Source organism: Thioalkalivibrio sp. ALE28 (genome assembly GCF_000377425.1).
Taxonomy (GTDB): domain Bacteria; phylum Pseudomonadota; class Gammaproteobacteria; order Ectothiorhodospirales; family Ectothiorhodospiraceae; genus Thioalkalivibrio.
Genome location: NZ_KB898093.1, coordinates 72,648 through 94,838 on the forward strand (window position 1 = coordinate 72,648; position 22,191 = coordinate 94,838).

The window sequence follows — 22,191 nt, forward strand, 5'->3', positions numbered from 1 at the left end:
ACCAAACGGCAGATGTGGTGGAATTGGTAGACACGCTATCTTGAGGGGGTAGTGGCGCAAGCCGTGTGGGTTCGAGTCCCACCATCTGCACCAAATTCTGGATGGCCCGGGTTGCTCTCTGTTCCTGAGTGCCCGGGCCAAATAACAATAAAATCAGCGTCTTATAAAATTACGAATACTTGACACCGTTTTTGGGCATCACCTAGACTCCGTGCCCGGTGTGCGGTCCTGTCTCGTCTCCACGAGGGCGGTCCGTACCCGCGCTTTCAACCAGCAACGCTGAACGGCTCGCCGGCGCGCCCGATCCACGCGACGCCTCGCGAACCTGCCCGCCAGAGGCGGCGTACGGGAGAGAGAAATGCTGGAAGGTTATCTACCCATCCTGCTGTTCATCGCAGTGGGCATCGTGATCGGGATCGTACCGCTGATCGTCGGTATGGCGGTGGGTCCGCGCAAGCCGGACGCCGCCAAGAACTCGCCCTACGAGTGCGGCTTCGAGGCCTTCGAGGACTCGCGGCTCAAGTTTGATGTGCGCTTCTACCTGGTGGCGATCCTGTTCATCATCTTCGATCTGGAGATCGCCTTCCTGTTCCCGTGGGCAGTGTCGCTAGACACCATTGGCCTGTTCGGGCTTCTTGCGATGGCGCTGTTTCTCGTCATTCTGGTGGTCGGTTTCATTTACGAGTGGAAGAAGGGGGCGCTGGAATGGGAATAGAAGGCGTTCTTGAAAAGGGCTTCGTCACGACCTCGGCGGACAAGCTCATCAACTGGGCCCGTACCGGCTCCCTGTGGCCGATGACCTTCGGCCTGGCGTGCTGCGCGGTGGAGATGATGCACGCCGGTGCGGCGCGCTATGACCTCGACCGCTTCGGGATTATCTTCCGGCCCAGTCCGCGCCAGTCGGACGTGATGATCGTCGCCGGCACCCTGGTCAACAAGATGGCCCCGGCCCTGCGCAAGGTCTACGACCAGATGCCCGAGCCACGCTGGGTGATCTCCATGGGCTCCTGTGCCAACGGGGGCGGGTACTACCACTACTCCTACGCCGTCGTGCGCGGCTGCGACCGCATCGTGCCGGTGGATGTCTACGTGCCGGGCTGCCCGCCGACGGCCGAGGCGCTGCTCTACGGCATCATCCAGCTGCAGAACAAGATCCGGCGCACGAACACCATCGCGCGCTGACGCACCCGGGGTTTCCGATGGCTGAACAAGACAACTGGATCGACGCCCTGCGGGCGGAACTGGGCGATGCCCTGGAAAGCCTGCACGAGGCGAACGACGAGATCACCGTCGATATCACGCCCGGGTCCTGGCGCGAGGCGGGCGAGAAGCTCCGTGATGCGCTGGGTTTCGAGATCCTGATCGACCTGTGCGGGGTGGATTACCTCGAATACGGCCAGGACGAGTGGGGTACCGATTCCGCCACCAATACGGGCTTCTCCCGGGGAGTCGAGGCTGCGACCTCGGGGCGCTTCACCTTCGATGACGCGCCGGAAGATTCCAACTGGGACGGGCCGCGCTTCACCGTGGTGGCCCACCTCCTGTCGGTGGCGCACAACCGCCGCGTCCGCATGCGGGCCTGGCTGGACGATGAGGAATTTCCCGAGATCGAGTCGCTGGTGGAGGTCTGGGCCTCGGCCAACTGGTTCGAGCGCGAGGCCTTCGATCTGTTCGGCATCCTGTTCTCCGGGCACCCGGACCTGCGCCGCATCCTCACCGACTACGGCTTTGTCGGCCACCCGTTCCGCAAGGACTTCCCGCTGATCGGCCACGTCGAGATGCGTTACGACGCCGAACAGGCGCGCGTGGTGTACCAGCCAGTGACCATCGAGCCCCGCGTGCTGGTGCCCAAGGTGATCCGCGACGACCATCGCTACAGCGAGGGCGAGAAGCCGGGCGAAGGAGCCGAGAATGCCTGAGATTCGCAACTTCACCCTGAACTTCGGGCCGCAGCATCCGTCCGCCCACGGCGTGCTGCGTCTGGTGCTGGAGATGGACGGCGAGGTCGTGCAGCGCGCCGACCCGCATATCGGTCTGCTCCATCGCGGCACCGAGAAGCTCGCCGAGAGCAAGCCCTACAACCAGTCCATCGGCTATATGGACCGTCTCGACTACGTGTCGATGATGGCCAACGAGCACGGCTACGTGCTGGCGATGGAGAAGCTGCTGGGCATCGAGGCCCCGCTGCGGGCGCAGTACATCCGGGTAATGTTCGACGAGATCACCCGCATCCTGAATCACCTGATGTGGCTGGGTGCGCATGCGCTGGATATCGGCGCGATGGCGGTGTTCCTGTATGCCTTCCGCGAGCGCGAGGACCTGATGGACTGCTACGAGGCGGTCTCGGGTGCGCGCATGCACGCGACCTATTACCGTCCGGGCGGCGTCGCGCGCGACCTGCCGGGCACGATGCCCAAGTATCAGCCGTCCTCCTGGAAATCCCAGGAAGTGGTGGATGACCTGAATAAAATCCGCCAGGGCTCGCTGCTGGACTTCATCGAGGCCTTCACCGAGCGCTTCCCCGGCTGCGTGGACGAATACGAGACCCTGCTGACCGACAACCGGATCTGGAAGCAGCGCACCGTGGGCATCGGCGTGGTCGATCCCGACCGTGCCAAGCAGCTGGGCTTTACCGGTCCAATGCTGCGCGGCTCCGGCATCGAGTGGGACCTGCGCAAGAAGCAGCCCTACGAGGTCTATGACTGCCTCGATTTCGATATCCCGGTGGGCGTCAACGGCGACTGCTACGACCGCTATCTGGTGCGCATCGAGGAGATGCGCCAGTCCAACCGCATCATCCGTCAGTGCGTGGACTGGCTGCGCCAGAACCCGGGCCCGGTGCTGCTGGAGGATCACAAGATCACCCCGCCGAAGCGCGAGGAGATGAAGGCCGACATGGAGGCCCTGATCCACCACTTCAAGCTGTTCACCGAGGGCATGTGCCTGCCGGAAGGCGAGGCCTACGCCGCGGTGGAGCATCCGAAGGGCGAGTTCGGGGTGTATCTGGTCTCCGATGGTTCCAACAAGCCCTATCGCCTGAAGGTTCGCCCGCCGGGCTTTGTGCACCTGTCCGCGCTGGACGAGATGGCGCGCGGCCACATGCTGGCCGATGTGGTCGCCATTATCGGGACCCAGGACATCGTATTCGGGGAGATCGACCGCTGATGGCTGCCGAACAGAAAACCGTCGCCTTCCACAAGCCCGCCGGCAAGAAGGTGGAGCTCAGCGACCACGAGCGCGAAGAGATCGACGCCTGGCTGGCGCGCTATCCCGAAGACCAGAAGCGCTCTGCGGTGCTGGGCGCCCTGCGCGCGGTGCAGCACGAGGATGGCTATCTCTCCACCGCCAAAATGGACGCCGTCGCCGAGTACCTCGGCCTGCCGGCGATCGCGGTCTACGAGGTGGGCTCGTTCTACTCGATGTACGAGCTGGAGCCGGTCGGCAAGCACACGATCATGGTGTGCAACAACATCTCCTGCATGCTGCGCGGCTCGGAACAGATCATCGAGCACCTGGAGAACCGTCTCGGCATCAAGCTCGGCGAGAGCACGCCGGACGGCAAGTTCTACCTGAAGATGGAAGAGGAGTGCCTGGCGGCCTGCTGTGGCGCCCCGATGATGCAGGTGGATCACGTCTACTACGAGAATCTCACCCCCGAGAAGGTGGACGAGATCCTCGACGGTCTGGAGAAGTAGCATGGCCAACCAGATCTGCTTTGCGACCCGCTACCTGGACGATCCGGCCTCGCTCGAGACCTACAAGAGCGTTGGCGGCTACCAGGCCCTGGAGAAGGTCTACAAGGGCAAGATGGCCCCCGAGGACGTGATCGAGGAGGTCAAAACCTCCAACCTGCGCGGCCGCGGCGGCGCGGGCTTCCCGACCGGGCTCAAATGGTCCTTCATGCCGCGCAACACCCCGGGCCAGAAGTACATCGTCTGCAATTCGGACGAATCCGAGCCGGGCACCTGCAAGGACCGCGAGATCCTGATGTACAACCCGCATGCCCTGATCGAGGGCATGGCGATCGCCGGCTACGCGATTGGCGCGACCGTGGGCTACAACTACATGCGCGGCGAGTTCATGGACGAGGTGAACACGCGCTTCACCGCGGCGCTGAAAGAGGCCTACGACGCCGGTTATCTCGGCAAGGACATCTTCGGTTCCGGGGTCGATTTCGATCTCTACCCGTCGCTGGGTGCCGGGGCCTACATCTGCGGCGAGGAGACGGCGTTGCTGGAGTCGCTGGAGGGCAAGAAGGGCCAGCCGCGCTTCAAGCCGCCGTTCCCGGCCAACTTCGGTCTGTACGGCAAGCCGACCACGATCAACAACACCGAGTCGCTGGCGTCCATCCCGTCCATCATTCGGAATGGTGGCCAGTGGTTCGCGGATCTCGGCGTGCCCAAGTCGGGTGGCGAGAAGCTGTTCTCCGTCTCCGGGCATGTGAACAAGCCGGGCAACTACGAGATCCCGCTGGGCACGCCGTTCAAGGATCTCCTCGAGATGGCCGGCGGGGTGCTGAACGGCCGCAAGCTGAAGGCGGTGATCCCGGGCGGCTCCTCGGTGCCGGTGGTCCCGGGCGACGTGATGCTGCAGGCCAACATGGACTTCGACTCCATCGCCCATGCCGGCTCCATGCTGGGTTCCGGCGCGGTGATCGTGATGGACGAGACCGCCGACATGGTCAAGGCCCTGCAGCGCATCTCGCGTTTCTACTTCTCCGAGTCCTGCGGCCAGTGCACGCCCTGCCGCGAGGGGACCGGCTGGCTCTACCGCATGCTGACCCGCATCGTGGAAGGCCAGGGCCGTCCCGAGGACCTGGAACGCCTGGACGACGTGGCGAGCAAGATCGAGGGGCACACCATCTGCGCCCTGGGTGACGCCGCGGCCATGCCAGTGCGCAGCTTCGTCAAGCACTTCCGCCACGAATTCGAATACTACATCCAGCACGGCCGGAGCCCGGTGGCAGACGCCGCCTGACGCTCTACCGCGCCATCGCATCAGGAATCGAGCATGAGTCAGGATCAGAAACAGGATCTGGTCAGCATCGAGATTGACGGCCGTACGGTGGAGGCGCCCAAGGGCGCCATGCTCATCGACGTCGCCGATGATGCCGATATCCGCATCCCGCGCTTCTGCTATCACAAGAAGCTGTCGGTGGCGGCCAACTGCCGCATGTGCCTGGTGGAGGTGGAGAAGGCGCCGAAGCCGCTGCCGGCCTGTGCGACGCCCGTGATGGACGGGATGAAGGTGTACACCCAGTCCCCGCTGGCGCTGCGCGCGCAGAAGGGGACCATGGAGTTCCTGCTGATCAACCACCCGCTGGATTGCCCGATCTGCGATCAGGGCGGCGAGTGCGAGCTACAGGACGTGGCCATGGGCTACGGCGAGAGCGTGTCCACCTACACCGAGGCCAAGCGCGTGGTGAAGGACAAGGACATCGGTCCGCTGATCGAGACCGAGATGACCCGCTGTATCCACTGCACCCGCTGTGTGCGCTTCGGCGAGGAGATCGCCGGGGTGCGCGAGCTGGGGGCGACCGGGCGCGGCGAGCACATGCGCATCGGCACCTATGTCGAGAAGACCGTCGCCCACGAGCTGTCGGGCAACGTGATCGACCTGTGCCCGGTGGGCGCGCTGACCGCCAAGCCGTCGCGCTATGGCGCGCGTGCCTGGGAATATGCCCAGGCCGCCACAATTGCCCCGCACGATGCCGTGGGCTCCAACTTGTTCCTGCATACCGATGACGGCCGCGCGATGCGCGTGGTCCCGCGCGAGAACGAGGCCGTCAACGAGACCTGGATCTCCGACCGCGACCGTTTCAGCTACACGGGCCTGTACGCCGAGGATCGCCTGACCCGTCCGCGCATCAAGGTCGATGGCCAGTGGCAGGAGGTCTCCTGGGAGACCGCGCTGAGCTATGCGGTCGAGGGCCTCAAAGAGGTCGCTCCGGAGCGCATCGGCGCCCTGTTGTCGCCTTCGCTCTCGCTGGAGGAGCACTATCTCGCGCAGAAGGTGCTGCGCGGCATGGGTGTGACCGATATCGATCACCGCGTGAACCAGCGCGATTTCCGCGACGAGGCCGCAGCGCCGCTGTTCCCCTATCTGGGTGCCGCGATCGGCGATCTGGAAAACGCCGATGGCGTCCTGCTGGTCGGCAGCAACCCGCGTCGCGAGCAGCCGCTGATTGCGCACCGCCTGCGCAAGGCCGCCTCGCGTGGTGCCCGGGTCAGCCTGATCAACGACATGCTGCTGGATCTGACCTATCCGGTGCAGGCCCAGCTGGTCGGTGACGCGCACGACCAGGTGCTGGCGTTGGCCGGGGTCGCCGGACAGATCGCCGCGGCCGGCAAGGCGCTGCCGAAGAAGCTGGAAAAGGTCGTCAAGGCGGCCGAGACCGACGACCCCGCCACGCGCGAGGCCTTCGAACGCGCCGCGCGGGCCCTGCTGGACGCGAAGCAGGGTCACGTCCTGCTCGGGGCTGCCGCGATGCAGGGGCCGGCCTTCTCCACGTTGCGGGCCCTGGCCGGCTGGATCGCCAAGCATACCGGGGCGAGCCTGGGCTACCTCCCGCAGGGCGCCAATGCCGGGGGCGCGTGGCTCGCGGGTGTACTGCCGCATCGCGGTCCGGCCGGCCGCGAGCTGGAGACTGCCGGCGCCGATGCCGCCGCGATGCTGGAACAGGGCCGCGACGCCTTCGTGATCGCCGGGCTCGAGCCGGGGCGTGACGGCGCCGACCCGGTCGCCTTCCGCGCGGCCCTGCAACAGGCTGGGCTGGTCGTCGCGCTCACCAGTTTCGCGAACGAGGACCTCGAGGCGGTCGCCGATGTTCTGCTGCCGATCGCCACCAGCTTCGAGCACTCCGGAACCTTCGTGAACGCCGAGGGTCGCTGGCAGAGCTTCCGCGCCGCCGCGCGCACGCCGGATGACGCGCGCCCCGGGTGGAAGGTGTGGCGTGTGCTGGGCAACCTGCTGGAGCAGGCCGGCTTCGATTATCTCGACTCGCCTGCGGTGCGGGACGAGCTGAAGGGGCAGCTGGCCGATGCCAGCTTCGACACGGGCGTCAACCTGAACAAGGTGCATGTGGACCTGCCCGAGGCCGGCAGCGGCGAGGGCCTTCTGCGCGTGCAGGCGGCCGCTCTCTACAGCGGCGATCCGCTGCTGCGCCGCGCCGAGCCGTTGCAGACCAGCCCCGAGGGGCAACTGGCGGAGAGCGTGCTGGTGCACCCCGACTCCGCCGGCGGGCATGCCCACGGCAGTCGCGTGCGGCTGCGTCAGGGCAAGGCCGAGACGGAACTGACCCTGCTGCTGGACGATTCGGTACCGCCGGGCCTGGCCGTGACCTTCGCGGGCTCCGCGGCGATGGGGGCCCTCGGCCTGCCGAACACCACGGTCGCGCTGGCGCGGGCCTGAGGGACTTAAGACATGTTCGACTGGATGATGAACCTCTTCTACAGCCTGCCGACCGTGATGCAGATCCTGATCGGCATTCAGCTGATCGTGATCCCGCTGATGCTGGCCGTGGCCTACACCACCTTTGCCGAGCGCAAGGTGATTGGCTACGCCCACGTGCGGGTGGGCCCGAACCGGGTCGGCCCGCGGGGCTGGCTGCAGCCGATCGCGGATGCGCTGAAGCTGCTGACCAAGGAGGTCATCCTCCCGACCAACGCCAACCGCTTTCTGTTCCTGAGCGCGCCGGTACTGACGATCGCCCCGGCCCTGGCCGCCTGGGCGGTGGTGCCGTTCTTCGAGGGCGGGGCGCTGGCGGATGTGAATGCCGGACTCCTGTACCTGCTGGCGCTGACCTCGCTGGGTGTGTACGGCATCATCATCGCCGGCTGGGCCTCGAACTCGAAATACGCGCTGCTGGGTTCGCTGCGTTCGGCCGCGCAGCTGGTGTCCTACGAGATCGCGATGGGCTTTGCCCTGGTCGGGGTGCTGATGGCCGCCGGCACCCTGAACGTGGGCGGGATTATCGAGGCGCAGTCGGGGAGCATGTACCACTGGTTCCTGCTCCCGCTGCTGCCGATGTTCTTCGTGTATTTCATCTCCGGGATCGCGGAGACCAACCGCGCCCCGTTCGACGTCGCGGAAGGCGAGTCCGAGATCGTCGCGGGTTTCCATGTGGAATACTCGGGCATGGCGTTCGCGGTGTTCTTCCTCGCGGAATATGCCAACATGATCCTGATCTCGGCGCTGACCGCGATCCTGTTCCTCGGCGGCTGGCTGTCGCCGTTCCAGGGGATCCTGCCGGCGGCCGCCTTCGATCTGCCGGTGATCGGTTCGTTGCTGGATCACGGGATCCACTGGTTCCTGTTCAAGACCGCGATCTTCCTGTTCGCCTTCCTGTGGTTCCGCGCCACCTTCCCGCGCTATCGCTATGACCAGATCATGCGCCTGGGCTGGAAGGTCCTGATCCCGGTGACCATCGTCTGGTTGTTCGTCGAGGGCGTGCTGGTCGCCTTCAACGTCGGCCCGTGGTTCGCGTGAGGAGTTCGAGATGAAAGCCGTGCGCCGTTTCTTCAAGAGTTTCCTGTTCTTCGAGCTGCTGCTGGGGCTGCGCCTGACCGGGCGGTACCTGCTGAGTCGCAAGTTCACCGTGCAGTACCCGGACGAGAAGACTCCGATGTCGCCGCGTTTCCGGGGCCTGCATGCCCTGCGCCGCTACCCCAATGGGGAAGAGCGCTGCATCGCCTGCAAGCTGTGCGAGGCGGTCTGCCCGGCGCTGGCGATCACCATCGATTCCGAGGAGCGCGCCGACGGCACGCGCCGCACCACGCGCTATGACATCGACCTGTTCAAGTGCATCTTCTGCGGCTTCTGCGAGGAGGCCTGCCCGGTGGATTCCATCGTCGAGACGCACATCTTCGAGTACCACTTCGAGAACCGGGGCGAGCAGATCATGACCAAGGACAAGCTCCTGGCCATTGGTGATCGCTTCGAAAAAGAGATCGCGCAGGCGCGCGCGGTCGATGCCCCCTACCGGTAACGCAGGGAACGCCTCATGACCTTCGAGCTCGTCCTTTTCTATCTGTTCGGCGCGATCCTGCTGGGCGGCGCGCTGGCCATGATCAGTGTGCGCAACCCGGTACATGCCGCGCTGTTCCTGGTGCTGTGTTTCGTGGCGGCCGCCGCCCTGTGGTTGCTGGCGGAGGCCGAGTTCCTCGGTATCGTGCTGGTGCTGGTGTACGTCGGCGCGGTGATGGTGCTGTTCCTGTTCGTGGTGATGATGCTGGACATCAACCTGGCCAAGCTGCGCGAGGGCTTCACCGAGTACCTGCCGGTGGGCATCGTGGTCGCGCTGGCCATGGCCACCGTGCTGGTGCTGGTGATTACCCGCTACATCACCATGGACGTCCCGGAACGCGCCGGGCCCGAGTACGCCAATACCGAGGCCCTGGGCGCGATCCTGTACACCGAATACGTGTATCCGTTCGAGATTGCCGCGGTGATCCTGCTGGTCGCGATCATCGCCGCGATCTCGCTGACCATGCGCAAGCGTCCGGACAACAAGTCCATCGATCCGGGCAAGCAGATGGCGGTCTCGCGCGAGGGTCGCGTGCGCATGGTCACCATGGCGTCGGAGAAGAAGAAGGCCCCGCGCCGGGGTGGGCAGGGGTCCGGGGCCGATGCGCCGGGCGGCGAGGACGAATCCAAGTAGGCAAACCGAGTGCAATCCCAATCGGGGATCCCGGCCGCGCGCGGCGGGACCCGGACACCGGGGGCGGAAGCCGCCCCCGAAAGAACTCAGGGCTAGAACATGATTACGCTAGAGCACTACCTGGTGCTGGCCGCGCTTTTGTTTTCCATCAGCGTGGCCGGGATCTTCCTGAATCGGAAAAACGTGATCGTGCTGTTGATGTGCATCGAGCTGATGATGCTCGCGGTCAACATCAACTTCATCGCCTTCTCGTTCTTCCTGCAGGACCTCGCGGGCCAGGTGTTCGTGTTCTTCATCCTGACCGTCGCCGCGGCCGAGGCGGCCATCGGCCTCGCCATCCTGGTGTTGCTGTTCCGTAACCGCGGAACCATCAACGTCCAGGACATGGACGCAATGAAGGGATAACGGGCCATGGATACGATCTATCTGCTTATCGTTCTGGCGCCGCTGTTCGGCGCGATTGCCGCCGGGCTGTTCGGCCGCCAGATCGGGCGTACCGGCGCGCACAGCGTCACCATCCTGGGGGTGGCGATCTCGTTCATCCTGTCCGTGGTGGTGTTCTGGGCCCACGTGTTCGGGGATGCCGGGGTCTACAACGAGACCGTCTACACCTGGATGGTCTCCGACGGCATCCAGTTCGAGGTCGGATTCCTGGTCGACAACCTGACCGCGATGATGATGCTGGTGGTCACCTTCGTGTCGCTGATGGTGCACATCTACACCATCGGCTACATGCAGGACGATCCGGGTTACCAGCGCTTCTTCGCCTACATCTCGCTGTTCACCTTCTCCATGCTGATGCTGGTGATGGCGAACAACTTCATGCAGCTGTTCTTCGGCTGGGAGGCTGTGGGTCTGGTCTCCTACCTGCTGATCGGCTTCTGGTACAAGCGCCCGACCGCGATCTACGCCAACATGAAGGCGTTCATCGTCAACCGCGTCGGCGACTTCGGCTTCCTGATCGGGATCGCCGCGCTGGTGTTCTACACCGGCAGCCTGAACTACACCGAGGTGTTTGCCGAAGGTCAGGCGATGAGCGAGGCGACCATCACCATCTGGCCGGGCTGGACCTTCGGCCTGCTGGATCTGGCACTGATCTTCCTGTTCATCGGTGCGATGGGGAAATCTGCCCAGGTGCCGCTGCACGTCTGGCTGCCGGATTCCATGGAAGGCCCGACGCCGATCTCCGCGCTGATCCACGCGGCGACCATGGTCACCGCGGGCATCTTCATGGTGGCGCGCATGTCGCCGCTGTACGAGTTCTCCGTCCCGGCGCTGTCGTTCATCCTGATCATCGGGGCGATCACCGCGTTCTTCATGGGCCTGATCGGGCTCGTGCAGAACGACATCAAGCGCGTGGTCGCGTATTCGACGCTGTCGCAGCTCGGCTACATGACCGTGGCGCTGGGGGCCTCGGCCTACGCCGCCGGGTTGTTCCACCTGATGACGCACGCCTTCTTCAAGGCGCTGCTGTTCCTGGCCGCGGGCTCGGTGATCATCGCGATGCACCACCTGCAGGACATGCGTGCGATGGGCGGGCTGCGCCGGCACATGCCGGTCACCTACGTGACCGCGCTGATCGGTTCGCTGGCGCTGATCGGGTTCCCGTTTTTCTCCGGGTTCTTCTCCAAGGACGCGATCATCGAGGCGGTCGGGTACTCGCAGATCCCGGGGGCGACCTTTGCCTACTGGCTGGTGCTGGCCGGGGTGTTCGTGACCGCGTTGTACACCTTCCGCATGTTCTTCATGGTGTTCCATGGCGAAGAGCGCTATGACCAGGCGCACAAGTACATGCCCGATCATGGTGACGATCACGACGACGACCATCACCACGACCACGGACCGTTGCAGCCGAAGGAATCGCCGTGGGTGGTGACTGTTCCGCTGGTGCTGCTGGCGATCCCGTCGGTGGTGGCCGGCTACTTTATCGGCCCGATGCTGTTCGGCGACTTCTTCGCCGACAGCCTGTTCGTGCTGCCCGAGCAGGACGTGCTGGCGACCAAGGGCGAGACCTACACCGGGGTGTTCGGCTTCGTGCTGCACGGTCTGATGCTGCCCGCGTTCTGGCTGGCCATGGCCGGCCTGGGTACGGCCTGGTACCTGTACATGAAGCGGCCCGAACTGCCCGGCGTGATTGCCGAACGGCTGAAGCTGGGTGTGCGCATCCTCGAGGACAAGTACGGCTTCGACCGCTTCAATGACTGGTTCTTCGCCGGCGGGACCGTGCGACTGGGCCGTGCGCTGTGGCGCTACGGTGATGCGCTGATCATCGACGGGCTGCTGGTCAACGGGACTGCGCGCTCGGTCGGCTGGATCGCCGCGCGCATTCGCCACATGCAGTCCGGCTTCCTCTACCACTATGCGTTCGTGATGATCATCGGCCTGCTGGTCCTGATGTTCGCCTACGTGATCTGAGCGGCTTCGACACCCATGCGCTCGAAGTCCATCGCTGTTTCAAGGAACGACCATGTTTGCTGACTGGCCTATCTTGAGTCTGTTGATCTGGCTGCCGATTCTCGGCGGCTTCCTGGTGCTTGCCGCCGGGCGCGACGCGCCCCATGTTGCGCGGCGGCTCGGGCTCGCGGTGGCCGTGGCGACCTTTGTGGCCAGTCTGCCGCTGTGGTTCGCGTTCGAGCGTGGCACCGCGGAGATGCAGTTCCAGGAGCTGGCTTCGTGGATTCCCGCGTTCAACGTGAACTACCACCTGGGTGTGGACGGGATCTCCATGCCGCTGATCCTGCTGACTACGCTGATCACCGTGGTGGTCGTGGTGGCGGCCTGGGAATCGGTGAAGGACCGCATCGCCTACTACATGGCCGCGATGCTGGTGATGGAAGGCCTGATGATCGGCATGTTCGCGGCGATGGACGCGGTGCTGTTCTACGTGTTCTTCGAGGCGATGCTGATCCCGATGTTCCTGGTGATCGGGATCTGGGGCGGGCCGCGGCGCGTCTATGCGACGCTGAAGTTCTTCCTCTACACCTTCCTCGGCTCGGTGTTCATGCTGGTTGCGCTGATCTGGATGTACATCCAGTCCGGCAGCTTCCTGATCCAGGACTTCCATGCCCTGCAGATCGGCATGACCGCGCAGATCCTGATCTTCCTCGCCTTCTTCATGGCGTTCGCGGTGAAGATCCCGATGTTCCCGGTACATACCTGGCTGCCGGATGCGCACGTGGAGGCGCCCACCGGCGGCTCGGTGATCCTGGCCGCGATCATGCTGAAGATCGGGGGCTACGGCTTCCTGCGCTTCTCGCTGCCGATTACCCCGGATGCCAGCGCGGTGCTGGATACGCTGATGATCGTGCTGTCGCTGATCGCGATCGTCTACATCGGGGTGGTCGCCCTGATCCAGAGCGACATGAAGAAGCTGATCGCCTATTCGTCGATCGCGCACATGGGTTTTGTGACCCTGGGCTTCTTCCTCGCCTTCTACATCTACTCCAACACCGGTGACTGGGAAGGGGCCTCGCTGGGTATTGCCGGCGGCATGGTGCAGATGATCTCGCACGGCTTCATCTCGGCGGCGATGTTCCTCGCGGTTGGCGTGCTGTACGACCGCCTGCACAGCCGGCAGATCGCCGACTACGGTGGCGTGGTGAACACCATGCCGTGGTTCGCCGCGTTCTTCGTGCTGTTCGCGATGGCCAACACCGGGTTGCCGGGCACCTCCGGCTTCGTCGGCGAGTTCATGGTCATCCTGGCCGCGTTCAAGGCGGACTTCTGGATCGCCTTCCTCGCCGCGACCACGCTGATCCTGGCCGCGGGCTACACCCTGTGGCTGGTCAAGCGCGTGATCTTCGGCGCGGTGGCCAATGACAACGTGGCCGGCCTGTCCGACATGAACCGCCGCGAGTTCTTCCTGATGGGCGTGCTGGCCTTCTTCACCCTGCTGCTGGGTGTGTGGCCGGCGCCGCTGCTGGATGTGATGAACGCGACCATCGACCACCTCGTGGCGCATATCGCGCAGTCGAAGCTCTGAAGGGACGCCTGACATGAATTTCGAGATCCCCAATTTCCTCCCCGCCGTGCCCGAGATGTTCGTGCTCGGGATGGCGTGCCTGATCCTGGTGATCGACGCGTTCCTGCCGGATTCGCGGCGCGATGTCACCTACGGCCTGGTGCAGGCGACGCTGGTCGCGGCGGCCGGCCTGACGCTGTGGCTGATGGGGCCGGAGACGGTCCTGACCTTCTCGGATACCTTCGTGAAGGACCCAATGGCCGACATCCTGAAGATCGCGGTGTACGTGACCAGCTTCCTGGTGTTCCTGTATGCCCGTCCGTACCTGATGGAGCGCGGTATCCACAAGGGCGAGTTCTACGTGCTGGGCCTGTTTGCGGTGCTCGGCATGATGATCATGATCTCCGGGCACAACCTGCTGACCCTGTACCTGGGCCTGGAGCTGCTGTCGCTGTCGTCCTACGCGCTGGTCGCCTTCTGGCGCGAAAACAGCCGGGCGACCGAGGCTGCGATGAAGTACTTCGTGCTGGGCGCGCTGGCCTCCGGCCTGCTGCTGTACGGCATGTCGATGATCTATGGCATGACCGGCTCGCTGGATATCGCCGTGATCGCCGCCGAGCTGGTGGCCGCGGACGACAGCCTGAACATCCCGCTGGTGTTCGGCCTGGTGTTCCTGGTGGTGGCCGTCGCCTTCAAGCTGGGGGCGGTGCCGTTCCATATGTGGGTGCCGGATGTCTACGACGGCGCCCCGACGGCGGTGACGCTGTTCATTGCCACCGCGCCGAAGATCGCCGCGTTCGCCTTCCTGATGCGCCTGCTGGTGGAGGGCATGGGCCCGATGCACGCGGACTGGCAGGGGATGCTGATCATCCTGGCCGTGCTGTCGCTGGCGGTGGGCAACGTGATCGCGATCGCGCAGACCAGTATCAAGCGCATGCTCGCCTACTCGACCATTGCCCATATCGGTTTCCTGTTCATGGGCATCCTGGCGGGGACCGACAGCGGCTACGCCTCGGCGATGTTCTACGTGATCGTGTACGCGATCACCGCGGCCGGTGGCTTCGGCATGATCGTGTTCCTGTCGCGCAAGGGGTATGAAGCCGACCAGATCGACGACTTCAAGGGCCTGGCCAAGCGTAACCCCTGGTTCGCCTTCATCATGCTGCTGCTGCTGTTCTCGATGGCCGGCGTGCCGCCGACCGTCGGGTTCTACGCCAAGCTGGCGGTGATCCAGGCGGCCGTGGGCGCGGACCTGGTGTGGCTGGCGATTGTTGCGGTGATCTTCTCCATCATCGGCGCCTTCTACTACCTCCGCGTGGTCAAGATGATGTTCTTCGATGACCCGCAGGAGGGCGCCGAGGAGCCGGTGCAGCCGTCCGGCGCCCTGGCCACCGCGCTCAGCATCAACGGGCTGGCGGTACTGCTGCTGGGAATTTTCCCGGGGCTTCTGCTGTCTCTCACCCACTACGCAATCATTGGGTAAGTCGTGACACAGTGGATTCCGTTCGAGGCCCTCGTCTGGGGGTTTGTGGTAGTCGCGTTCATCAGCGCGAACCTGCCGTGGCTGAGTGAACGCATCGCGTTGATGGTGCTGCCGAAAAATGGGACCAAGGGGCCCTGGACCCGGATCTTCGAGTGGTTCGGGCTCTATATCCTCGCCGGGCTGATCGGCAAGGGGCTGGAGTTCCAGGCAACCGGCGGCATCCATTCGCAGGGTTGGGAGTTCTATGTCATCACCCTGTCGCTGTTCGCGATGTTCGCGCTGCCGGGGTACATCTGGCGCTACGACCTGCGCCCGCATCTGCGTACCGGCGAGCGCCGCACCCGGTAAATAATCGCCGCCAGCTCTTGCGGGCCAGGGCGGCGCTTTGGTATAGTTCTGCGTCTCGGATGCGGGGTGGAGCAGTCTGGCAGCTCGTCGGGCTCATAACCCGAAGGTCGCAGGTTCAAATCCTGCCCCCGCTACCAATTGTCAGAGAGGCCCCGTATGGGGCCTTTTTGTTAAGGATCGATGGTCCGGCCGCAACTGCTCGCGGCCGGGTTGGGTCCTTAAGGCCGCGCTCCCGCGCGCCTCGCAGCGGACGTTTCGCTGCAGCCATCGTTAGAGGTGTACGAGGGGCGTTCGGCGCCCTTTTTTTGTTTCCGGGTCCCGCCATCGGGACGGAGTCGATCGAGACGCCCTTGTCGCAGAAGGCTGAACAACTGAACACGCTGCTCACCCCGGTGGTCGAGGGGGAGGGAATGCAGCTTTGGGGGCTGGAGTATCACGCCGGTTCCAAGCCGCCCGTCGTGCGGATCTTTATCGACGGCGAGAACGGCGTCACCGTGGATGACTGCGCGCGGGTCAGCGAGCAGGTGGGCGCGGTACTGGAAGTCGAGCAGGTCCTGAAGGGCAACTACACCCTGGAAGTTTCCAGCCCGGGCGTTGAACGCCCCCTGTTTACCCCCGAGCAGTTCCGGCGCTACATCGGACACCCGGTGAAGGTGCGCCTGTCATGGCCGGAGCACGATCGCCGCAATTTCCGTGGCGTGCTGCTGTCGGTGGACGAACCCATGATCGAGGTGGAAGTGGACGGCATGGCCTACGAGCTGCCGCTGGCCGCGATCCACAACGCGCGCGTCCTGGAGCAGCTGTAACGCGGCTGCTGCGTGGGACGCTGCTACGCTTTTGTTGAATCGGCAGGTGACTGCCGAGTGCGGAGAGGCAAGACATGAACAAGGAGATCCTGCTGGTCGCCGATGCCGTGGCGAACGAGAAGGGAGTGGAGAAGGACATCATCTTCGACGCCCTGGAATCGGCCCTAGCGATGGCGACCCGCAAGTACCACGGCGGAAAGATGGACGTGCGCGTAAGCATCGACCGCGAGGAGGGCGACTACGAGGCCTTCCGCCGCTGGACCGTGGTGGACGACGAGGACCCGGAGTTCGAGTCCCCGGAGTACCAGATCCTGCTGTCCTATGCCCAGCAGAAGAATCCCGATGCGCAGGTTGGCGACGTGATCGAGGAGCCAGTCGAGGCCGTCGACTTCGGGCGCATCGCCGCTCAGACCGCCAAGCAGGTTATCGTGCAGAAGGTGCGCGAGGCCGAACGCGCCAAGGTGGTCGAGGAGTACCAGGATCGCGTGGGTACGCTGGTCATGGGCATCGTCAAGCGCACCGACCGCAACGGGACCTACGTGGATCTTGGCAGCAACGCCGAGGCGCTGATCCCGCGCGAGCACATGATCCCGCGCGAGACCGTACGCACCAATGACCGGCTGCGCGGTTTCCTCAAGGAGATCCGTCCCGAGGCGCGCGGCCCGCAGCTGATCCTCAGCCGTACCGCGCCGGAGTTCCTGATCGAGCTGTTCAAGCTCGAGGTGCCGGAGGTCGGGCAGAACATCATCGACATCATGGGCGCGGCGCGCGATCCGGGCATGCGCGCGAAGATTGCGGTGCGCTCGAACGACCCGCGCCTGGATCCGGTCGGTGCCTGTGTCGGCATGCGCGGCTCGCGTGTGCAGTCGGTCTCCAATGAACTGGCGGGCGAGCGTATCGACATCATCGTCTGGGACGAGAACCCGGCCCAGTTCGTGATCAATGCGATGTCGCCGGCTGAGGTCCTGTCGATCGTGGTCGACGAGGACAAGCAGTCGATGGACATCGCGGTCGAGGAGGACAAGCTGTCGCTCGCGATCGGTCGCGGCGGACAGAACATCCGCCTGGCCTCCCAGCTTACCGGCTGGGAGCTGAACGTGATGACCGAGGAACAGGCGGCCGAGAAGAGCGAGGCCGAGGCACAACAGCTGGTCACCTTCTTCATGGAGGCCCTGGATGTCGACGAGGAAGTCGCCGGCATTCTGGTCCAGGAAGGCTTTACCACCCTGGACGAGGTGGCCTACGTAGACGAGGCCGAGCTGCTCGCGATCGAGGAATTCGACGAGGACATGGTCGAGGAGCTGCGCAACCGCGCGAGCGATGCGCTTCTGACCAAGGCCATTGCGGCCGAGGAAGGCCGTGAGGGCTATCAGCCCGCCGAGGATCTCCTGAACATGGAGGGCATGACCGCGGCGCTGGCGAACAAGCTGGCGTCACATGGCGTGTGCACCATGGAGGACCTGGCGGAGCAGGCATCCGACGATGTGGTCGAGATGACCGGTCTGGATACGGAAGAGGCGTCGGCGCTGATCATGACCGCGCGCGCCCCGTGGTTCGAGACCGGGGATTAAGCCCCGGTCGCCGTTATCGCGAACCCGTATCCGGGCTGTCGGCAGGCCTGAAAAGAATCTGGAATGGAGGTAGGCGCCATGGCGCAAATGACAGTGCAGCAATTCGCGGAATCGGTGGGGACACCGGTTGACCGCCTCATGGTTCAGCTCAAGGAGGCGGGCGTCGAGGTCGATGGTCCCGAGGCGGCGATCACCGATGCCGAAAAGCGCAAGCTGCTCGATCACCTCCGCCAGTCGCACGGCGAAGGCGGCGAGTCGGGGCGCGTGACCCTGAAACGCCGCACCCAGGCGCAGACCCTCAAGGTCAGCTCCGGTCAGGGCCGCTCCAAGACGGTCAACGTCGAGGTGCGCAAGAAGCGCACGCTGAAGCGCAAGCCCGCCGAGGCGCAGCCCGAGGCGCCGGTAGAAGAGGCCCCGGCGGTCGAGGAACAGGCCCCGGCGCCGGAGGCCCCCGAAGAGACCCGCGCCGCGGCCCCGGTGGAGGAGCCGGTCGCCGAGTCGCCGGTCGAGGAGACCCCGGCGGCCGAGGAGCTCCCGGTCGAGGAGCCCGATGCGCCCGCCGAGCCGGAACCCGAACCCGTCGAGGCGGCGCCCGCCGAGGAGGCCGCGCCGGAACCGGAGCCGGAGCCGGCCAAGCCGAAGCGTCCGCTGAGCCGCACCGAGCAGCTGGCGCTGCAGGTCGAGGCCGAGCGCGAGGCCCAGCGCAAGGCGGCCGAGGCACGCAAGCAGGAGGCGGCTGAACGCGAGGAACGCCAGAAGCGCCGGCAGAAGGAACTGGAGGCCCAGGAGGCCAAGCGCGAGAAGGAAGAACAGGCCCGTCTGGAACGCGAGGCGGCGGCCAGGGCGGCCGCGCCCACGGCGCCGGAAGGCGATGCGAAGGCCGGCAAGGGTGCTCGCAAGGGTGGGCGCAAGGACGATCGCAAGGAGCTGCATGTGGCCGGCGATCGTCGCGGGCGCCGCAAGAAGGGCGAGAGCCGCAAGGCCCAGTCCGCGGCCGCCCAGGCGGTGACCAGCAAGCATGGCTTTGCCAAGCCGACCGCGCCGGTGGTGCGGGATGTCGAGGTGCCGGAGACCATTACCGTGGCGGACCTGGCGCAGGCGATGGCGATCAAGGCGCCGCAGCTGATCAAGGCGCTGATGGGCATGGGTGTGATGGCGACCATCAACCAGTCCATCGACCAGGACACGGCGATGCTGGTGGTCGAGGAGATGGGGCACAACCCCATCGCGGCCAAGGAGACCTCGGTCGAGGACGAGATCGATACCGGTCTGGAGCAGACCGCCGAGGCCAAGCCGCGCCCGCCGGTGGTCACCGTGATGGGTCACGTGGACCACGGCAAGACCTCGCTGCTGGACTACATCCGCAAGGAGAAGGTCGCCTCCGGCGAAGCCGGTGGTATTACCCAGCACATCGGCGCCTACCATGTGAAGAACAACCACGACGGCGTGACCTTCCTGGATACGCCCGGCCATGCCGCGTTTACCGCGATGCGGGCCCGGGGCGCCCAGTCCACGGATATCGTGATCCTGGTGGTGGCCGCGGATGACGGCGTGATGCCGCAGACCATAGAGGCCATCCAGCATGCGAAGGCGGCGGGTGTGCCCGTTGTGGTCGCGGTGAACAAGGTCGACAAGCCGGAGGCCGAACCGGAGCGGGTCATGAACGAGCTGGCCCAGCACGAGGTGATCCCGGAGGCCTGGGGCGGCGATACCCAGTTCATTCAAGTCTCTGCCCATACCGGACAGGGGATCGACGAACTGCTGGAGGCCCTGGGCCTGCAGGCCGAGGTGATGGAACTGAAGGCCCCGGACGAGGGCCCGGCGCGTGGCGTGGTCATCGAATCGCGCCTGGAGAAGGGCCGCGGCCCGGTGGCCACCATCCTGGTCCAGTCCGGCAAGCTCAAGCACGGCGACATCCTGCTCTCGGGCAAGGAGTACGGCCGTGTGCGGGCGATGTTCGACGATACCGGCACGGCGGTGAAGGAAGTCGGTCCGTCCATGCCCGTGGAGGTCCTCGGCCTGTCCGGTGTGCCGGAGGCGGGTGACGAGGTCCTGGTGGTCGCGGACGACAAGACTGCCCGTGAGGTGGCTGAACATCGCGACACCAAGCAGCGCGAGCGCAAGCTGGCCGCGCAGCAGGCGGCCAAGCTGGAGAACATCTTCAACCAGATGCAGGAAGGCGAGATCGCCACCGTGAACATCCTGATCAAGGCGGATGTGCAGGGCTCGGCCGAGGCGCTGCGCGAATCGCTGGTCAAGCTGTCCACCGACGAGGTGCGCGTGAAGGTGGTCTCCGCCGGGGTTGGCGGGATCTCCGAGTCCGACCTGAACCTGGCGATGGCCTCCGAGGCGATCGTGATCGCGTTCAACGTGCGTGCCGATGCGGGCGCCAAGCGCCTGGCCGCCGAGAACGAGATCGACGTGCGCTACTACTCGGTGATCTACGAGGCGATCGACGACGTGAAGCAGGCGCTGTCCGGCCTGCTGTCGGCCGAGATCCGCGAAGAGGTGATCGGTCTGGCCGAGGTCCGCGATGTGTTCAAGGCCTCCGGCTTCGGCCAGGTCGCTGGCTGTCTCGTGGTCGAGGGCGCGGTCAAGCGTGGCAATCCGATCCGCGTGCTGCGCGATAACGTGGTGGTCTACGAGGGCGAGCTGGAAAGCCTGCGTCGCTTCAAGGACGACGTGAACGAGGTCAAGGCCGGCACCGAGTGCGGGATCGCGGTGAAGAACTACAACGACGTGAAGGCGGGCGACCAGATCGAGGTCTTCCAGCGCGTCGAGGTGGCACGGACCCTCTGATGCCCGGAAACCGCGACTTTCATCGCTCGGACCGGGTCGGCGAGCAGATTCAGCGCGAGCTGGCCGAGCTCATCCGCATGGAGGTCAAGGATCCGCGCGTTGGCATGATCACCCTGGCGGGGGTCGAGGTATCCCGCGACCTGGCTCATGCCCGGGTGTATTTCACCCAGCTGGGCGGAGCCGAGAAGGGCGCGGAGGCGCAGCAGGGGCTGAACAATGCCGCCGGGTTCCTGCGCCGGGCTCTGGGGCAGCGCATGCGCCTGCGCTCGGTGCCGCAACTGCGCTTCACCTACGACGACACCCCGGAGCGCGGGGCGCACCTGTCGTCGCTGATCGACCAGGCACTGGCCGAGGATCGTGCGCACCACGCGGACGATCCCGATGCCGGGGACGGTAGCGGCGAGTCCTCACAGGGGGATGCCGAGGACGCCCGTGACCCGGGCGAAGGGCCGGAACGCGGGGCCTGAGCCCCGGCGTTTCCGGTCGGGCGATCCATCCATGGCGGGCAAGCGGCGCGAGGTCGACGGCATCCTGTTGCTGGACAAGCCTCGGGGGCGCAGTTCCAACCAGGCGCTGGGTCGCGTCAAGTATCTGCTGCAGGCGAAGAAGGCCGGTCACACCGGGGCACTGGACCCGCGGGCGACCGGCCTTCTGCCGTTGTGCTTCGGTCAGGCGACCAAGGTCTCCGGCTGGCTGCTGGATGCGGACAAGCGCTACATCGCCGAGGCACAGCTGGGAGTGGAGACCGACAGCGCCGACCTCGATGGCGAGGTGATCCGCGAGTCCCGGGTGCCGGCGATTGATTCGACCACCCTGCGCGAGCTGGAGCAGCGTTTCAGCGGCGATCAGGCCCAGGTCCCGCCGATGGTCTCGGCGCTCAAGCACCAGGGCCAGCGGCTGTACGAGCTGGCGCGGCGCGGGGTGGAGGTCGAGCGGCCGCCGCGCCCGGTCCGTATACATTCCCTGCGTATCGAGCAGACCGCCCCGGACCGGCTGCGCCTGGAGGTGCACTGCTCCAAGGGCACGTACATCCGGTCGCTGGTCGCCGATATCGGGCATGCGCTGGGGTGCGGTGCGGCGGTGGATACCCTGCACCGGGTCGGGCATGGCCATTTCGATGCCGAGTCCATGGTGTCGCTGGAGACGGTCGAGGCCGCGTTCGAGCCCGGCGGGGCCGCGGCCATCGAAGCCCTGCTGCAACCCGCCGAGGCGGCGCTCGCGCACTGGCCGGCGGTGACCCTGGATGCAGCCGCCAGTGCCGCCATGCGCCATGGCAATCCCGCGGCGGCGACGGCGGTGATCGCCGACGCCCCGGGCGCGTCCGATGCCCCGCGCGAGGCCGAAACCGGCTGGGCCCTGGTCCGGGTGTTCGATGCCGCAGGGGCCTTCCTGGCGGTGGGGGTGCGCGACGACGCGGGGCAGGTGCGGGCGCGGCGGCTGTTCGTTCCCGCGGCCTGACGGCGGCCCGGCAAGCGGGTGGTTGTATTCTGTTCATGCCGGCGTGGGCCGTGGTACCATTGCGCGCCTATCGCCAGCGCCACTGGTCGATTAACGGTCAAGTAATC

At 65.5% G+C, this 22,191-nt stretch carries 20 protein-coding genes and 2 tRNA genes; all 22 read left to right on the forward strand.

The genetic code is table 11. The features are described from left to right. Positions 1-8 precede the first annotated feature (8 nt). The 22 genes from D105_RS0100340 (at position 9) to truB (ending at position 22,084) form a co-directional block, all read left to right on the forward strand. Positions 9-93 (forward strand) — tRNA-Leu (locus D105_RS0100340). Positions 94-358: 265 nt separating this feature from the next. After that, positions 359-715, forward strand: a complete 357-nt coding sequence (locus D105_RS0100345; protein ID WP_017941353.1) for an NADH-quinone oxidoreductase subunit A — start codon at positions 359-361, stop codon at positions 713-715. Continuing rightward, the gene (locus D105_RS0100350) at positions 706-1,182 is read left to right on the forward strand and encodes an NADH-quinone oxidoreductase subunit B family protein (protein WP_012982122.1); all 477 of its coding nucleotides are present in this window, start codon (positions 706-708) and stop codon (positions 1,180-1,182) included. Before D105_RS0100345 ends, D105_RS0100350 begins: the two co-directional genes overlap by 10 nt. 17 nt (positions 1,183-1,199) lie before the next feature. Beyond that, positions 1,200-1,919, forward strand: a complete 720-nt coding sequence (locus D105_RS0100355; protein WP_018867791.1) for an NADH-quinone oxidoreductase subunit C — start codon at positions 1,200-1,202, stop codon at positions 1,917-1,919. Beyond that, complete coding sequence (locus D105_RS0100360; RefSeq protein ID WP_018877161.1) at positions 1,912-3,165, forward strand: NADH-quinone oxidoreductase subunit D; 1,254 nt, start codon at positions 1,912-1,914, stop codon at positions 3,163-3,165. Before D105_RS0100355 ends, D105_RS0100360 begins: the two co-directional genes overlap by 8 nt. Then, positions 3,165-3,695, forward strand: a complete 531-nt coding sequence (gene nuoE / locus D105_RS0100365; RefSeq protein ID WP_012982125.1) for an NAD(P)H-dependent oxidoreductase subunit E — start codon at positions 3,165-3,167, stop codon at positions 3,693-3,695. The genes D105_RS0100360 and nuoE overlap by 1 nt, the downstream gene beginning before the upstream one ends. Before the next feature lies 1 nt (position 3,696). Continuing rightward, the gene (gene nuoF / locus D105_RS0100370; RefSeq protein WP_018877162.1) at positions 3,697-4,977 is read left to right on the forward strand and encodes an NADH-quinone oxidoreductase subunit NuoF; all 1,281 of its coding nucleotides are present in this window, start codon (positions 3,697-3,699) and stop codon (positions 4,975-4,977) included. Positions 4,978-5,010: 33 nt separating this feature from the next. Then, the gene (gene nuoG, locus D105_RS0100375; RefSeq protein WP_018877163.1) at positions 5,011-7,410 is read left to right on the forward strand and encodes an NADH-quinone oxidoreductase subunit NuoG; all 2,400 of its coding nucleotides are present in this window, start codon (positions 5,011-5,013) and stop codon (positions 7,408-7,410) included. Positions 7,411-7,422: 12 nt separating this feature from the next. Beyond that, the gene (nuoH, locus tag D105_RS0100380; protein WP_018867795.1) at positions 7,423-8,487 is read left to right on the forward strand and encodes an NADH-quinone oxidoreductase subunit NuoH; all 1,065 of its coding nucleotides are present in this window, start codon (positions 7,423-7,425) and stop codon (positions 8,485-8,487) included. 10 nt (positions 8,488-8,497) lie between these two features. Continuing rightward, positions 8,498-8,986 (forward strand): NADH-quinone oxidoreductase subunit NuoI, encoded by a 489-nt coding sequence (gene nuoI, locus D105_RS0100385; RefSeq protein ID WP_018141815.1) that lies wholly within the window; start codon positions 8,498-8,500, stop codon positions 8,984-8,986. Positions 8,987-9,001: 15 nt separating this feature from the next. Next, a complete protein-coding gene (locus tag D105_RS0100390; protein WP_018877164.1) occupies positions 9,002-9,658 on the forward strand; it encodes an NADH-quinone oxidoreductase subunit J in 657 nt (218 codons plus the stop codon). A 99-nt stretch (positions 9,659-9,757) separates the two neighbouring features. Beyond that, a complete protein-coding gene (gene nuoK, locus D105_RS0100395; RefSeq protein ID WP_018141813.1) occupies positions 9,758-10,063 on the forward strand; it encodes an NADH-quinone oxidoreductase subunit NuoK in 306 nt (101 codons plus the stop codon). A gap of 6 nt (positions 10,064-10,069) precedes the next feature. Beyond that, a complete protein-coding gene (nuoL, locus tag D105_RS0100400) occupies positions 10,070-12,073 on the forward strand; it encodes an NADH-quinone oxidoreductase subunit L (RefSeq protein WP_018877165.1) in 2,004 nt (667 codons plus the stop codon). A 52-nt stretch (positions 12,074-12,125) separates the two neighbouring features. Next, positions 12,126-13,640 carry an NADH-quinone oxidoreductase subunit M gene (locus D105_RS0100405; protein ID WP_018867798.1) on the forward strand — a complete coding sequence of 505 codons (1,515 nt, stop codon included), beginning with the start codon at positions 12,126-12,128 and terminating at the stop codon, positions 13,638-13,640. Positions 13,641-13,653: 13 nt separating this feature from the next. Beyond that, positions 13,654-15,102 (forward strand): NADH-quinone oxidoreductase subunit NuoN, encoded by a 1,449-nt coding sequence (gene nuoN / locus D105_RS0100410; protein WP_018877166.1) that lies wholly within the window; start codon positions 13,654-13,656, stop codon positions 15,100-15,102. Between the two features lie 3 nt (positions 15,103-15,105). Then, entirely contained in the window at positions 15,106-15,450 is a 345-nt protein-coding gene (locus tag D105_RS0100415) for a DUF2818 family protein (protein ID WP_018867800.1), read from the forward strand. 60 nt (positions 15,451-15,510) lie between these two features. After that, positions 15,511-15,587: transfer RNA gene (locus D105_RS0100420), tRNA-Met, on the forward strand. 213 nt (positions 15,588-15,800) lie between these two features. Next, on the forward strand, positions 15,801-16,256 hold the full coding sequence (gene rimP / locus D105_RS0100425) for a ribosome maturation factor RimP (protein WP_018867801.1): 456 nt from the start codon (positions 15,801-15,803) through the stop codon (positions 16,254-16,256). 74 nt (positions 16,257-16,330) lie between these two features. Then, positions 16,331-17,827: a transcription termination factor NusA gene (gene nusA / locus D105_RS0100430; RefSeq protein WP_018867802.1), complete on the forward strand. Its 1,497-nt coding sequence runs from the start codon at positions 16,331-16,333 to the stop codon at positions 17,825-17,827. 63 nt (positions 17,828-17,890) lie between these two features. Beyond that, entirely contained in the window at positions 17,891-20,626 is a 2,736-nt protein-coding gene (gene infB / locus D105_RS0100435; protein ID WP_026280377.1) for a translation initiation factor IF-2, read from the forward strand. Then, complete coding sequence (gene rbfA, locus D105_RS0100440; RefSeq protein WP_018867804.1) at positions 20,626-21,093, forward strand: 30S ribosome-binding factor RbfA; 468 nt, start codon at positions 20,626-20,628, stop codon at positions 21,091-21,093. The genes infB and rbfA overlap by 1 nt, the downstream gene beginning before the upstream one ends. A gap of 31 nt (positions 21,094-21,124) precedes the next feature. Further along, positions 21,125-22,084, forward strand: coding sequence for a tRNA pseudouridine(55) synthase TruB (truB, locus tag D105_RS0100445; protein WP_018877168.1), 960 nt, complete (start codon positions 21,125-21,127; stop codon positions 22,082-22,084). Positions 22,085-22,191 lie beyond the last annotated feature (107 nt).